Source organism: Streptomyces shenzhenensis (genome assembly GCF_003688995.1).
Classification (GTDB): domain Bacteria; phylum Actinomycetota; class Actinomycetes; order Streptomycetales; family Streptomycetaceae; genus Streptomyces; species Streptomyces shenzhenensis_A.
The window spans coordinates 302122-316168 of sequence record NZ_PENI01000001.1; the positions used below are offsets into that span (position 1 = coordinate 302122).

The window sequence follows — 14047 nt, forward strand, 5'->3', positions numbered from 1 at the left end:
GGTCCTGTCGTCAAACTCCCGTCGTCCGCCCGGAGGGCGGGCCCTGCGGCGTCGTGGGGGTCCCCCCTGGTCGAGCGGAGCCGAGAGCTTGGGGGAGCGTGCTCTCGGTGCGCCGGGCGCGGGCCCTCAAGCGTGCATGGCGTCGCGGGGCTGGGGGCACCTCCCGGCCGGAGGCTGGGGGAGGGAGTTTGACGACAGGGCCTAGCCCCGGCGGCCGCCGCCACCGCCGTACTCACCCGACTGCTCGCCGATCGCGTCGAGGATCCCCTCCTGGGTGCCCTGCGTGCTCTTCAGGTTCATCAGGGTCGCGTCACCGGTCCGTTCGAGAGCCTCGCCGAGGGACTCGAGGGTGCCCAGGGTCAGGTCCCGGTTCTCCACGAAGTTGGCGCGGATCTTGTGCCCGTTCTCGTCGTCGCCGGTCCAACTGGTGTCGGCCATGACGGACCTGAAGTCGGCCAGGATGCTCCAGGCGTACGAGCCCAGCTCCGAGATGAGGGCGCTGCCCTGGTGGATGCGCTCGGGAACCACATCGAAGGAATCCTCGCTGCCCATGTCCGCCTCCTAGCTCTCGATCGGAATCCCGCGACGACGCCGCTCAGCGGCTGCGGGGTGCCCCGCCTGCCGTGTCGTCGTCCTCGTCGATCTCGTCACGCAGCCGGTCGCTCGCCGTCCGCCTCCCCGGCTCCGCGGGCAACGCATCGGCCGCGGGCCCGACGAGCCGGTCCCAGTCGATCTCCATGCCGGGCAGCTCGGGCAGGGTCGCGCTGGGCCGGGTGAGCGGCTCGAAGAGATCCCGTACCGCGCGGGCGAAGTGCGAGCGCGCCTCCTGGACCGTGTCCAGCACGGCGTCGGCCAGCTGCGAGGCGGACATGGAACGGTACTTGCCGTCCAGGAACCTCAGCCCCGTCATTTCGCCCTGCGAGCCCACGGTCACCTCCACCGAGCCGTCCTTGGACACCACGGAGGACGAGAACGCGTTCATCCGCCGCTCGGCCTCCGCCACGGCGGCCTGTACGGACTCCAGCTCCGCGTTGGCCTGCGCGAGCCGCTTCTCCAGCCGCTCGACATGGTCGCTCATCCCTGACTCCTGACTCCTGTCATCGTCCGATCACGGCCGGCGTCGTGCCCTCGTCGGTGCCCCAGACGTCCTCGTCCTCGGCCACCCAGGCCGTCCGCTCGCGGTCGCCGCTCTGGGTGGCCTGGCCGCGCTGCGCGGGCGGGGGCATCGCGGGCACGAACGGCGCGCCGGAACGCGTGGTGACCACGTCCTCCTCCACCTCCTCGTCGGGCGTCGCCGCCGCCCGGCGGTTGGCCTGCGCGGATGCCGAGCCGCGCCGCATCGACGTCCTGCTGACACGGGGACCGGGACTGGACCGCTCGCGCTCCGACGGGGACTCGCCGCCGCCGCGCATACCGCCCATCGGCGGCATCATCGGGCTGCCGCCCCCGCCCCCGGCGCCGCCCCCGCCCAGCGCGCCGGAGCCGGCGCCGCTCTGGTCGCCCTGCACGAACGGGTTGCCGGAGCCGGCCCCGTTGTAGCCGGTGCCCGATCCGGAGTTCGACGCGGCGGCCGCGTCGTCGTACGCGTAGCCGTCGGAGCCCGTGTCGCTCCCGATCCCCCGCGAGCCTCCGCCGGACGACGAGTGCGGCGAGTCGACCGTGATGTCCCCGGAACTGCCGCTCGGGTAGCGGGTGTCGATGTGGGACCGGCCGTCGGAGCCGTTGCTCGCCTGGTTGGGGTCGCCGATGGTGGATCCGTCCGGTCCGGTGTGCGTGGTCGAACCGTCCGGTGCCGTCACGGTGATGCTGCCGTCCGGGGACGTCACCGTCGTACTGCCGTCGGGGGACGTCACGCTGACGCTGCCGTCCGGGAGTGTCGTGGTGATCCGGCCGCCCGGATCCGTGACCTGCACGCTGCCGTCCGGCAACGTCACCGTCTTGCTGCCGTCCGGCAACGTCACCGTCTTGCTGCCGTCCGGACCGGTCACCGTGGTGCTGCCGTCGGGGGACGTCACGCTGGTGCTGCCGTCCGGATGTGTCGCGGTGATCCGGCCGCCCGGATCCGTCACCTGCACGCTGCCGTCCGGCAACGTCACCCGCGTACTGCCGTCCGGCGACGTCACCGTCTTGCTGCCGTCCGGCGCGGTCACCGTGGTGCTGCCGTCCGGGAGTGTCGTGGTGATCCGGCCGCTCGGGTCCCTCACCTGCACGCTTCCGTCCGGCAGCGTCACCGTCCTGCTGCCGTCCGGCGAGGTCACCGTCTTGCTGCCGTCCGGACCGGTCACGGTGGTGCTGCCGTCCGGTGACGTCACCACGGTGCTGCCGTCGGGTCCCGTCACCGTGACCGTGCCGTCCGAGGACGTCGTCGTACGGCCGCTCGGGCCGTCCACGCTCGTCGAACCATCCGGCTGCGTGGTGATCTCGCCACTCGGACCCGAAATGGTGGTCCTGCCGCCCGGGGAGGTGGTGATCTCACCGCTCGGGCCCGACGTCTGCACGGAGCCGTCGGGTGCGGTGACGGTCACGGAGCCGTCCGGCTTGGTGACGGTGACGGTGCCGTCGGGGCCGGTCTCGGTGACCGTTCCGTCGGGGCCGGTGGTCACCTCGGTGCCGTCGGGGTAGGTGGTCGTCTCGCTGCCGTCGGGGTTCTGTACGGAGATGCCGCCGGTGCGCGCGCGGGAGCCGTCGGAGGAGCGGTCCCCCGGCGGCCCGGAGGTGACGAAGCTGCTGGTGGGTCCGAGCGGGACGCCGGACTGGTTGTTGCCGTTCTGGAGTTGGTCGTTGGCCCCGTCGATGACGGACTGCGCCTGATTGTTGGCGGCGTCGATCGCCGTCCTGGCGTCGGAGTTCGCCTTGTCCGCCGCGTTGTTGGCCTCGTTGTGGGCGTCCTGGATGGCCTTCTCGGCCTCGGAGTTGGCCTCGTCGATGGCCGTCTTGGCGTCGGCGTTCGACTTCTCGGCCTGGTTGTTGGCCTCTTCGATCGCGGACTTCGCCTGGTTGTTGGCCTCCTCGGCCGCGGCCTTCGCTTCGGCCCTGGCCTTCTCCGCCGCGTCGTTCGCCTTGTCAACGGCCTCGTCGGCCTTGGCATTGGCGTCCTTGATGGCCTTTTCCGCCTCGTCGTTGGCCTTCTTGATCGCGGCCTCCGCTTCGGCCCTGGCCTTCTCCGCCGCCGCCTCCGCCTTGTCGATCGCGTCCTGAGCTGCCTTGTTCGCCTTGTCGATGGCGTCCTGAGCGCTGTCCTTGCCGCTGCCGGAGCCGCCGCTCCCGCCCGACCCGCCGAAGTAGTTGGTGACCTCGGGTGACAGGACCTCGTCGATGACGCGCCGCGCCTTGATGAAGGCGTTGTTGACGCTCGACAGCGCCTTGTCGGCCGCGGGGGCCAGATGCTCCTCGACGCCCTTGTTCCAGGACTCGACCGCCTTGGTGCCAAGACCGGCCCAGGTGGAGACGTCATTGAGGTTGCCGAGCCCGGGGATGACCTGCTCGGCCTCGGACCTCAGGACGTAGAAGTGCGTCGTCGTCTTTGTCTCGCGCCAGGTGCCGGCGCCAGTGTAGTTGCCGGAGTAGTACGTCATCGTGCTGCCGCTCTTCGTACCCTCCACGGCGAACCTGGCGTTGTGGTTGTAGGCCCAGGTCTGAACCGACTCCAGCATCGAGAAGAGGATGCCGTAGGGGCTGCCGAGGCCCGGCAGGAACTCCACGGGGTCCGCGCCCTGGGACAGCGCGACCCAGTCGACGTTGGTTCCGGTCTCCCAGTCGGTCCACGCCTGGTACAGGTCACGGATCGCGGCGAAGACGGCGTTGCCGGCGCCCAGGATCGCGTCTCCCTGCAGGCTCGACGACGCGTAGTAGTCCCACATCGACTCGTGGTCGGTGGAGAACTTGGCCGGGTGCATCTGGTCGGCGAACCCGCTGTAGTTCTTGTGCAGTCCCCCGATGAGATCGGCGAACACCTCGGCCGCCTTGCCCTTCCAGGCCGCGGTGTCCTTGCCCAGGGACTCCTTCCACTGCTTGAGCGTCTCGGCGTGGTCCATGAAGAACTTGGCCACCCGGTCGTACGCCTGGGCCGTCCTGGTGAAGGACTCGAAGTCCATGGCCCGGGACGCGTCCACCGTCACGCCGTTGGACGAGAAGTCGATGTTGTTGTGGGTCGTGATCCCCCGGTAGCCGAGTTGGTACAGCGCGCTCCCCGCGCCCTGGACGAACTGGCCCATGGGGTGGTTCATCCCGACCAGCGAGCTGTCGCTGTCGTACTCGCTCCAGCTGAACGGGCTCAGGTAGTTGAGCTTGACGTCCGAACCGTTCGGGCCGACGAAGTCGATGACGACCTTGCGGAGCCTCGGGTAGATCTTCTCCTTGAGCTCGCTCTCGGAGTACTTGCTGACATCCACGCTGTCCGGGTTCTCCTTGCCCGGCAGGAAGAAGTGGATCACGAAGTCGTGTCCGTCGACGTTCGGTCCCGAGTAGAGCTGGTACGCGCTGTCCGTCATCTCCATGAACTCCCGGTCCTCGATCGCGACCGAGATCAACGGGGCGTTGCCGTTCGGCTCAAGGCCCTTCACGTCGTCGAACATGCCGTGACGGGAGGGCATCTTGTAGCCGGTGAACGACTCGACGGCTCTGGCCCAGTGATCGGATTCGTCGGCCATGGGAGGACTCCCGGAGATGGAACCGGTGGGTGGGGATGAGGAGGAGAAGACCGGAGGGCCCGGAGGGCAGGGAGTGCGTTACTTGTTGTTGCCCTTGTCGCCGCCGGACGAGTCCCCGTGATCACCGCTGCCCGACTCGCCCGAGAAGCCGGTGTCGGACAGGACCTCGGAGAACTTGTCCGCCTCGATGTTGCCGAGGTTGTCGCCCTGGGCCTTGAACAGCTCGTTGACGGTCGTCTGCAGCGCTTCGTCGATCTCGTCGAACGTGTCCTGCTGCCCCAGCAGGATGGTGACGACGCCATCGATGTTCTTCGCCAGCGCGTCGGCGAAGCTGGAGCCGGACGTGAGGTCGTCCGCGTCGATCGTCCCCATCATGAGCGGCTTGCCCGCGGTGACCGCGCCCACGGTCTCCTCGGTGGTGATGCCGTCCGCCAGGTCCCGCATGGACAGGTCGCCCTCGAGGATCTGCTTGAGGTCCTCGACGAATGTCGCCAGGTCCCCGTCGATGAACGACTGGATGGACGCCTTGTCCAGGTGACTCAGGTCCGCCATGGCTGTCTCCCCTCTTACGGATGTCCCCGGTTACCGCTGTGTGCCGCCGTGGTACCGCCTCCGGCCGACGGTGCCCTGCTGCTTGCCGGAGGCGGTGGCTCTCACGGCACCCATCACCTGCCGATGGACACCTCGGACCAGAGCTGGCTCAGGTTCTGCTCCGTGTACCGGTAGTTGTCCGAGACGTCGGTCAGCAGGTTCGCGTGCGAGTTCAGCAGCTGCTGCATGGTGATGACAGCGTTGTCCCACGCCGCCTGCTTCTGCTCGTAGACCGCCGCGTCATCGCCCCACCAGGTCTGCTTGAGCTCGTTGAGCTCCATCTCCAGGCTGCTCAGGGTGCCTTCGATGGCCCGGGTCTGCTGGACCATGTCGTCGGCGGCGTTGTTGACGGGGTTGTACTCGACGTGGATGTAGCCGTCGGTCAGGTCGGACATGAGGATCCTCATCTCGTGGGGGTGCCAGGGGGTCGGGGCCGGCGGTGACCGCCGCGGGCATCAGCCGGCCGGGCTGATGGCCCCGGAACCGGACAGGGCGTCGAAGGCGGCCTCGCTCGCGCTGAACGACTGGTCGATGGCCTCGTTGCCGGAGCCCTGGGCCAGACCGTGCTGCACCAGGCTGGTGTTGAGCTTGTCGATCATGTCTTCGAGGTTGTTCAGGATGATGACCACCTGGTCGTCCCACTGGTCGAGCAGCCTGCCGTAGGCGCCGCCGTCCGACCCCTGGTAGGAGCCCGACAGGTTGTTCTTGGTGCTCTCCACGTCCTGAAGGATGCGCTGGACGCCGCTGTACGCCTGCTCCAGCGCCATGATCCCGTTACGGGTGGACCCTTCCGATGACTGCTGTCCGCCGGCCTCGCTCATGTCGCCTCTTCCCTACTCCACAGCGTCGCCCCCGGACTTCGACCGGTCGAACCGGCGGGCCGCCCGAACGGCGGTGTGGTGACCGCTGGTTCAGGTACCGCCACTAAAGACCGGAGGAGCTCGTGACGCATTTCCCGACCACTCTGATTCCTGAGCCCAGCCTAAAGAGCGTCAAATTACCGGTGCAACAGTTCTTGACCCTTGGCACCGAAGCATCAATATCAACTCCGCCCGCATTCACCTCCCGGCCATCTCCAGGTACCGAAGGAGACATTTCCAGAGCCAAATGCACTCTTTTGAGCGGGAGTTGGTGTTACCGCGGCTGTTCGGACCGCTCTGTCTTCTTGGCCGGCTCCGACTGGGGGCCCGATGACGGCGACGCGTCCGGTGCCCGCGTCCGCGATCCGAAGGCGCCACACCCCGCGTCGGCCGATGCCCTGCGCGCGTTCCCGGCCGAGGCCGCGACGGCCGCGTCCGCCGCCGCGAGTTCCGGCCCGGTCGGCAGCATCGACAGCAGCAGCGAGGGCATGGTCTGCACCTGGGCGTCGCTGTAGCCGAGGGCCGACTCGTCGTCCGCCGTGGGCACCCGGTACTTCACCCCGGTGTCCGTGACGAGATACCGGCTGCCCCCGGCGTCGCCACCGGTGGCGCTGCTCGCCCGGACCAGTGCGCCGCCGCCCGGCTGGACCACGACACCGTCAACGGCCAGGCAGGCCACGGTCGTTCCGGTGGCGGGCGGCTGGGCGAGGGGGGTCAGCGCGCTCTGCGCCACCACCGCGACGCCGACCTGCACCCCGGTGCCGGCCGCGGACCCGGGCGTCACGGCGGCGCAGACCCCCTGGCCCTCCTTGACCGCCGCGAGGGCGGGCGGTGAGTCGGGCAGTGCCGCGGCGGAAGCGGCGGACGACCCGGTGCCCGTGCCGCCGGCGGCCAAGTGGCCCTTGAGCGCGCCCGCTTCCAGTTGCCGCGCGCTCGCCGGGCCACCGTCGTACGCCTTCTTGGCGGTGTCCGGATCGCTGAGCTGCAACGCCGCTCCGGTGTTCGTCAGCGGCACCAGGCCCTCGCCGCGCAGCAGGTAGTACTGGGTCCGCGCGGACCCCGGCACGCTGGTGCGGAAGACCTGTCCGATCCGGGTGTCGAGCCCACCGAGCGACGGACCGGCCTTGCCGCGGTCGGGTACGTCGACCGGGGCCAGGTCGGGACCGGCCGGCAGGGCGTCGACGAACGCGACGGAGACCTCGCGGGGCCGGGCCGAACCGTAGCCGAGGCCCTCCAGGGCGCTGCTGCCGGTGTCGATCCGCAGCCGCATGCCCTGCCACACGAGATAGCGGTTCCCGGACGGGTCGGCCACCAGCAGCGCACTGCCGCGCGGCAGCGGGTGTGCGGTGGCGGACGAGGCCACGGAGAGCACGGTGGCGGCGCTGCCCGCGCCACCTTCCGGCGCCGAACACACCAGCCAGGGGCGGGAGTCGGCGAGCGCGCCGGAGGCCGGCAGTACGTCCGGGGCGCCGCTGATGCCGACCGCGGCGCCCCGTGGGGTGTCCCGCAGCGATTCGGTGCCGACCGCCGTGGTGGACATCCCGCCGCTACCGGCCCCCGCGAGCAGCATCGCGGAGGCGTAGTTCAGCACCGGGCGCAGCTCGCCGCCCTGGTAGAAGTAGCGGGCGCCGGTGTCCTTGTCCACGATCAAAGACCCCGAGGCCCGCCAGGAGTTGGTGGTGGACGGGGAGATCAGGCCGAAGATGAAGGCACCCGCCGACACCAGCAGCGCGACGACGATCCCGATCGCCAGGCCCCGGTTGGTGCGGCCGACGGGGCTCTCCGGCGCGTCCAGATCGGTGCGCAGCAGCCCCGAGGTCAACCGCCCCATGACGAACATGTGCGCCTGGACCTGGTCGCGTCTGTTCTGCACGTCTTGCTCCCTACGAGGGTTGGCTCAGGAGGTGGCGGCTCGGAGGTTCATCGAACGTTCACGAACCGGACGTTCACGGAGGGCGTCACAGGTCCAGCGCCCGCAGGTAGCCGTACACGCCGAGGATCCACAGCGCCAGCGGCAGCAGGCTGACCGCCGCGGCGGAGTGCAGCAGTTCGGCGGCCCGGCCCCAGTACGGCACCAGCCGCCGCCCCGGCACCGTCCAGGACGCGATGGCACACGCCGCCGCCGTGCCGAACAGCCCGACGAGCAGGGCAGGCCGCGAGTCCGGCGAGACATGCAGGGCCGCGGACACCACCAGGCCGACCACGCCCAGCACTCCGGGGCCGATCAGCGCGAGCCGCTGCCAGAAGCTGCCCATGCCGCGGCCGTGCAGCAGCAGGAGCAGCGAGAGCCCGGCGGCCATGCAGCCGCCGGGCCAGCCGAACGGCCTGACCAGGGCGGCGATGCAGGCCACGCTGAGCAGCCCGGCGGACGCGAACAGCGCGGTCATCCACACGTCGGCGACCACGGTGCGGGCGGCCACGTCGGCGCTGGGGTGCGGGTCGATCCCCTGCTGGAGCTGCTGGGCGTTGGTTGGCAGCGGTGGGGTGCGCAGGCCCGAGAGCCGGAAGGACAGCGCGGGCGTGAACGCCCCGAACAACACGGTGACCAGGGCGGTCACGGCCGCCGCCTGCTGCGGCGTCAGGTCGAACAGGATGAGCAGCAGCCCGCCGAGCGCGCCGCCCACCGCGATCGCGGCCGTGGCCAGGAACAGCGGGGTGAAGGCCGCCACCACGGCGAGTGCGAGCACCGCGCCGCCCGCCGCGGCGGCGGACGCGGCGAGCAGCCTGGCGCCGAGGACTTGATCGGCCTGGTCGCCCGTGAACGTCCCGCCGGGCAGCAGCCAACCCGCGTGCGTCCAGTACAGGGTGGCCATCACGCCCAGCGCGGCGCCTGCGCCGGCGTCGCCGACGGCCCGGCTCGCCGAGGCCGCGCCGGCGAGCATCAGCAGCCCGCCGGCGAAGAGGATGCCGACGCGCAGCCGGAAGTCCATGCCCGGCAGGGCGAGGAGCACCGATCCGGCGGCCAGCGCGGTCACTGTGAGGCCGATCAGCACCCGCCGGCTCACCGTGGGGGTCCAGGCGAACGGGCGGCGTTCCATGTTGGTGGCGATGCCGTCGACCAGGTCGTCGAAGTGCGGCTCGGGCAGCGCGTCGGCGCGCGGCCTGAGGTGGAGGGTCTCGCCGTCGCGGACCCCGGCCTCGTCGAGCGTGGCCTCCTCGTCCAGGGGCGCGCCGCCCAGCCGTTGGACCACCCAGCCGCCGTGTTCGAGGCCGGCCTCCTGGGTGTCCTCGCCGGCGTAGTCGAGCAGGGCGGGCAGCAGATCGGCCACCGGTACGTCACCGGGTACGGCCAGATCCATGGACTTCTGGGGCGCTCGTACCGTGATCCGGCACAGATGTGCCACCGTGCTGTCGGTCAAGGCTCGCTCGTCTCTCCGAGTACGGAACAGGGGCCTTCAGGTAATGAGGATTTGAAGAAACCTTGTGGCAGTGGGGTGCCGGGACCGACGCGCGAGATCGGCGTCTGGAATCGGACGGCTGTACCCTACAAAATCATTTCCGGTCCCGTCCGGGGTGGCCCACCCCGAGGTGCCCGTCCTCGGGGAATCGGCCACCGCGGGAACCGGCCGTCGAAAAGGCCCGCCCCTCTTGCGAGTTCTCCGACCGGAGAGCTTTACAGTTCTGGTGCCGGCGCCGCTTTGCCCTGCCGCCGCTTCCGACGCCGTCCGTCCGACCGATCACCCGTCCGACCGACCGTTCGACCGTTCCGCCCGTCCGACCGCTCCGTCCGACCCTTCCGCCCGGCCGACCGTGTGGGCCGTGTGACCCTTCGCCGCCGAGGAGGCTGTCCCTTGAGTGTGGTTCTCTTCCGTCGTCCGGCCCGCCGCCGGGCCCCGGACATGCCCGAGGGAGAGCTGAGCCTCCAGGAGCCGCCCACCCTGCCGGAGATCGTGCCCGACACGTCCGCGGTGTGGAACTACCTGCCCATGGGCATGATGTCGGCCTCGATGATGCTGCTGTTCATCCGCATGGGCAACGGCAGCTCGTCCCTCGGCTACACCGCCCTGGCGCTGATGGTGACCGCCTCCGGGCTGATGATCCTGGGCCAGGTGATGCGCAAGGCCGGCGACCGCAAACGCCGGCTGAAGGGCGAGCGCCGCGACTACCTGCGCTATCTGCGGCAGACCCGGATCCAGGTCCGCGGGGCGTTCGTGCAGCAGCAGTACGCCCTGTCCTGGCGGCATCCCGAACCGGGCGCGCTGTCGTCGCTGGCCCGCACCTCCCGGCTGTGGGAACGCAGGCCCGGGCACGACGACTTCGCCGAGGCCCGGCTCGCGGTGGGCGGCCAGCGGCTGGGGCTGCGCCTGGCGCCGATGTCCACCAAGCCCGTCGAGGACCTGGAACCGCTGTCCGCGCACGCCCTGCGCAGCTTCATACGGGCCTACGGGACCGTCCCCGACCAGCCCATCGCGCTGTCTCTGCGGGCCTGGTCGCGGGTGCTGTTCCGGGGCGACGAGGAGCGTATCCGCGGCGCCGTACGGGCCCTGGTGGCGCAGCTCGCCCTGTTCCACTCGCCCGACGACCTGTGGCTCGCCTTCTGCGTGTCCGAGGACCGGCGCGCGGACTGGGACTGGGTGAAGTGGCTGCCGCACGCCCTGCACACCGAGGACCAGGACGGTGCCGGTCCGGTACGGCTGGTCGTGTCCACCATGACCGGTCTGGAGGATCTGCTCGGCGCGGAGTTCCAGGAGCGGCCGCCGTTCGACCCGGAGGCCGTGCCGGGCCGTGAGGAGCCGTTCACGGTGATCGTGGTGGACCAGGGCAGCGTGCCGAGTGGCCACCGGTTCGACGGCGCCGGGTTCCGCAACGCCGTCGTGCTGGACCTGTCCGGCGAGCTGACCTGGCGTCCCGGACGTTCCACACTGCGCCTGGAGTTCAGCGAGGACGAGGGCACCGGCGGGCGCAGGAGCCGGGGCAGCGGCACGGTCACGCTGGTGCGCACCGACCGCAACCGCCAGGAGCAGCAGACGCTGCTCGGCCGCCCCGACCGGCTCGGTCCGGCGATGGCACGGGCGGTGGCGATGCGGCTGTCCCCGTACCGCATGGCGTTCGGCAGCGACTCCGCCGAACCGATGTCAGCGGACATCGAGTTGACGTCGCTGCTCGGCATCGCGGACCTGCACCGTTACGACCCGGTGGAGCTGTGGGCGCGCCGTGGCGGCTCGGACCGGCTGCGGGTGCCCATCGGCATCAGCGCCGAGGGCCACCCGGTGGAGCTGGACATCAAGGAGGCAGCGCAGGGCGGCATGGGCCCGCACGGCATGCTGATCGGCGCGACCGGCTCCGGCAAGAGCGAGACGCTGCGCACCCTGGTGCTCGCCCTCGCGCTCACCCACTCCTCGGACACCCTCAATTTCGTCCTGGTGGACTTCAAGGGCGGCGCCACCTTCCTCGGCCTGGACGAACTCCCGCACACCTCGGCCGTGATCACCAACCTGGCCGACGAGGTGGCGCTGGTCTCCCGTATGCAGGACGCCCTGCACGGCGAGCTGATCCGGCGCCAGGAACTGCTGCGCGCGGCCGGCAACTACACCTCGGCGCTCGACTACGAGAAGGCGCGGGCCGCGGGCACCCCGCTCCAGCCGCTGCCCAGCCTGTTCGTCATCGTCGACGAGTTCAGCGAACTGCTCGCCGCGCACCGGGAGTTCATGGAGCTGTTCGTGATGATCGGCCGGCTCGGGCGCAGCCTCGGTGTGCATCTGCTGCTGGCCTCGCAGCGGCTGGACGAGGGCCGGATGCACCAGCTGGAGAGCCATCTCTCTTACCGCATCGGTCTGCGCACCTTCTCGGCCATGGAGAGCCGGGGTGTGCTGGGTGTGCCGGACGCCTACCATCTGCCGCCGCAGCCCGGCAGCGGCTACCTCAAGAGCGGCGTGGAGGAGCTGACCCGGTTCCGCGCCGCCTATGTCTCCGGGCCCTACGAGCACCGCAGCGGGCCGGTGGCACAGGCGCGGGCGGCCGGCCAGGTCGTGCCCTGGACGACGGAGTGGATCGCGCCCCGGCCGGCAGCGGAGACCCCGGACGACCCGGACGCACCGGACGAGCCGGACGCGAACGCCGCCGCGCCCGACGAGGAGGCGCAGCCCGGCGCCGAGGAGTCGCTTATGGCGGCGGCCCTGGACCGGCTGCGCGGCTCGGGACCGCCCGCCCACCAGGTGTGGCTGCCGCCGCTGGACGCCCCGCCCTCCCTCGACCAGCTCCTCCCGCCGCTGGCACCGCACCCCGAGTACGGCCTGACCACCGTGGGCTGGGCGGGCCGCGGCCGCCTCTCGGTGCCCGTCGGCATCGTCGACCGCCCCTTCGACCAGGTGCGGGACCTGCTGACGGTCGACCTGTCCGGCGCCGGCGGTCATGTGGCCATCGCGGGCGGCCCGCAGAGCGGCAAGAGCACCGTCGTACGGACCCTGATATCGGCGCTTGCCCTCACCCACACCCCGCGTGAAGTGCAGTTCTACTGCCTCGACTTCGGCGGTGGATCACTGGCCGGGCTGGTCGAGCTGCCGCACGTCGGCTCGGTGGCCGCGCGGGTCGACACCGAGCGGATCGGGCGGACCGTCGCCGAGGTCACCGCCATCCTGGAGGACCGGGAACGGCTCTTCCTCCAGCACGGCGTCGCCTCGATGCCCGACTACCGGGCCCGCCGGGCGGCCGGCGAGTTCGCGGACCAGCCGCACGGTGACGTCTTCGTGGTCGTGGACGGCTGGTCCACCGTGCGCCAGGACCACCAGGACCTGGTCCAGACGTTCATCCGGATCGCCGCCCGCGGTCTCAACTACGGCATCCACCTGATCGTCACCACCGCCCGCTGGGTGGAGCTGGCCGCCGCCGTGCGCGACCAGGCGGGCACCCGGATCGAGTTGCGGATGGGTGACCCCATCGAGTCCATGGTGGACACCCGCCGGGCCAGGACGGTGCCGTCCGTCCCGGGACGGGGCCTGACCGTCGACAGCAAACTGCACTTCCTGTCAGCGCTGCCCCGGATCGACGGCGCGGAGAGCGCCGACGACCTCACGGCCGGCGCGTCCGCCCTGATCCTGGACATCAAGGAGCACTGGACGGGTCCGCAGGCGCCCGAGGTGCGGCTGCTGCCGCCCCTGCTGTCCAGCGGCGAACTGCCGTCCCCGCAGCACACCGCCGAGGGCGGACTGCGCGTCGCACTGGGCGTCGAGGAGGACAAACTCGCCCCCGCCTGGCACGACTTCGCCGTCACCCCGCATCTGCTCGTCGTCGGCGACACCGAGAGCGGCAAGACCAATCTGCTGCGGCTCGTCGCCAAAGCCATCACCGAGCGGTACACGCCCGAGGAGGCCCGGGTGCTGGTCGTGGACTACCGCCGTGACCTGGTGGAGGCGGTCCCGCAGGAGTACCGGCTGGGGCACGCCGTGTCCGTCGACGCGCTGCGCGAACTGGTCAGCGGCGCGGCGCGGGCGATCCGGCTCCGGGTGCCCGGAGCGGACATCACCCCGGACCGGATGCGGCGGTGCGACTGGTGGACGGGGCCGCGGCTGTTCGTCCTGGTCGACGACTACGACATGATCGGCACGGGGCCCGGCAACAACCCCTTCATGCCGCTCCTGGACCATCTGGCGCTCGGCTACGAGGTCGGCCTGCACCTGGTCGTGGCCCGCTCGGCGTCCGGCGCCGGGCGCGGCCTCCAGGAGGCCCTGCTGCGGCGCCTCCAGGAGGTCAACTCCCCCGGTCTGCTGCTGTCCTGTCCGCCCACCGAGGGCTATCTGTTCGGGAACATCAAGCCCCGCATCCTGCCGCGCGGCCGGGCCATGCGCGTCGCCCGGCGGACCATGACGCTGGTGCAGACGGCTCAGGTCGAGTAGGCGGTGCGGTGCGCTGCGCTGGCCTTGGCCGTGGCACGCCGTCGTTCGTCTGCGGCGCCGTCGTGGCCGCTCGCGCAGTTCCCCGCGCCCCCCTGCGGGGGCGCGCCCACGCGAA

At 71.0% G+C, this 14047-nt stretch carries 9 protein-coding genes; 1 reads left to right on the forward strand and 8 read right to left on the reverse strand.

Annotated elements, in window-relative coordinates:
- Window positions 1–201 precede the first annotated feature (201 nt).
- From CTZ28_RS01235 to eccD, 8 genes are all read right to left on the reverse strand, one after another.
- Window positions 202–552, reverse strand: a complete 351-nt coding sequence (locus tag CTZ28_RS01235) for a hypothetical protein (protein ID WP_121887281.1) — start codon at window positions 550–552, stop codon at window positions 202–204.
- 43 nt (window positions 553–595) lie between these two features.
- Window positions 596–1078, reverse strand: coding sequence for a YbaB/EbfC family nucleoid-associated protein (locus CTZ28_RS01240; RefSeq protein WP_121887282.1), 483 nt, complete (start codon window positions 1076–1078; stop codon window positions 596–598).
- A 19-nt stretch (window positions 1079–1097) separates the two neighbouring features.
- A complete protein-coding gene (locus CTZ28_RS01245) occupies window positions 1098–4649 on the reverse strand; it encodes an AAWKG family protein (RefSeq protein WP_121887283.1) in 3552 nt (1183 codons plus the stop codon).
- Between the two features lie 78 nt (window positions 4650–4727).
- Window positions 4728–5201: a type VII secretion system-associated protein gene (locus CTZ28_RS01250; RefSeq protein ID WP_121887284.1), complete on the reverse strand. Its 474-nt coding sequence runs from the start codon at window positions 5199–5201 to the stop codon at window positions 4728–4730.
- Window positions 5202–5314: 113 nt separating this feature from the next.
- Window positions 5315–5635: a WXG100 family type VII secretion target gene (locus CTZ28_RS01255; protein ID WP_121887285.1), complete on the reverse strand. Its 321-nt coding sequence runs from the start codon at window positions 5633–5635 to the stop codon at window positions 5315–5317.
- Between the two features lie 60 nt (window positions 5636–5695).
- Window positions 5696–6061 carry a WXG100 family type VII secretion target gene (locus tag CTZ28_RS01260; protein WP_121887286.1) on the reverse strand — a complete coding sequence of 122 codons (366 nt, stop codon included), beginning with the start codon at window positions 6059–6061 and terminating at the stop codon, window positions 5696–5698.
- Window positions 6062–6374: 313 nt separating this feature from the next.
- Window positions 6375–7973, reverse strand: coding sequence for a type VII secretion protein EccB (gene eccB, locus CTZ28_RS01265; RefSeq protein ID WP_121887287.1), 1599 nt, complete (start codon window positions 7971–7973; stop codon window positions 6375–6377).
- 85 nt (window positions 7974–8058) lie between these two features.
- Window positions 8059–9459: a type VII secretion integral membrane protein EccD gene (gene eccD, locus CTZ28_RS01270; RefSeq protein ID WP_121887288.1), complete on the reverse strand. Its 1401-nt coding sequence runs from the start codon at window positions 9457–9459 to the stop codon at window positions 8059–8061.
- A 438-nt stretch (window positions 9460–9897) separates the two neighbouring features.
- Between eccD and eccCa the strand changes: the two genes are divergently transcribed.
- Window positions 9898–13932 (forward strand): type VII secretion protein EccCa, encoded by a 4035-nt coding sequence (eccCa, locus tag CTZ28_RS01275; RefSeq protein ID WP_259471435.1) that lies wholly within the window; start codon window positions 9898–9900, stop codon window positions 13930–13932.
- Window positions 13933–14047 lie beyond the last annotated feature (115 nt).

Excerpts from the sequence above, each read along its gene's own strand:
- CTZ28_RS01235 (WP_121887281.1), bottom strand. The coding sequence starts at position 552 with ATGGGCAGCGAGGATTCCTTCGATGTGGTTCCCGAGCGCATCCACCAG.
- CTZ28_RS01240 (WP_121887282.1), bottom strand. The coding sequence starts at position 1,078 with ATGAGCGACCATGTCGAGCGGCTGGAGAAGCGGCTCGCGCAGGCCAAC.
- CTZ28_RS01245 (WP_121887283.1), bottom strand. The coding sequence starts at position 4,649 with ATGGCCGACGAATCCGATCACTGGGCCAGAGCCGTCGAGTCGTTCACC.
- CTZ28_RS01250 (WP_121887284.1), bottom strand. The coding sequence starts at position 5,201 with ATGGCGGACCTGAGTCACCTGGACAAGGCGTCCATCCAGTCGTTCATC.
- CTZ28_RS01255 (WP_121887285.1), bottom strand. The coding sequence starts at position 5,635 with ATGTCCGACCTGACCGACGGCTACATCCACGTCGAGTACAACCCCGTC.
- CTZ28_RS01260 (WP_121887286.1), bottom strand. The coding sequence starts at position 6,061 with ATGAGCGAGGCCGGCGGACAGCAGTCATCGGAAGGGTCCACCCGTAAC.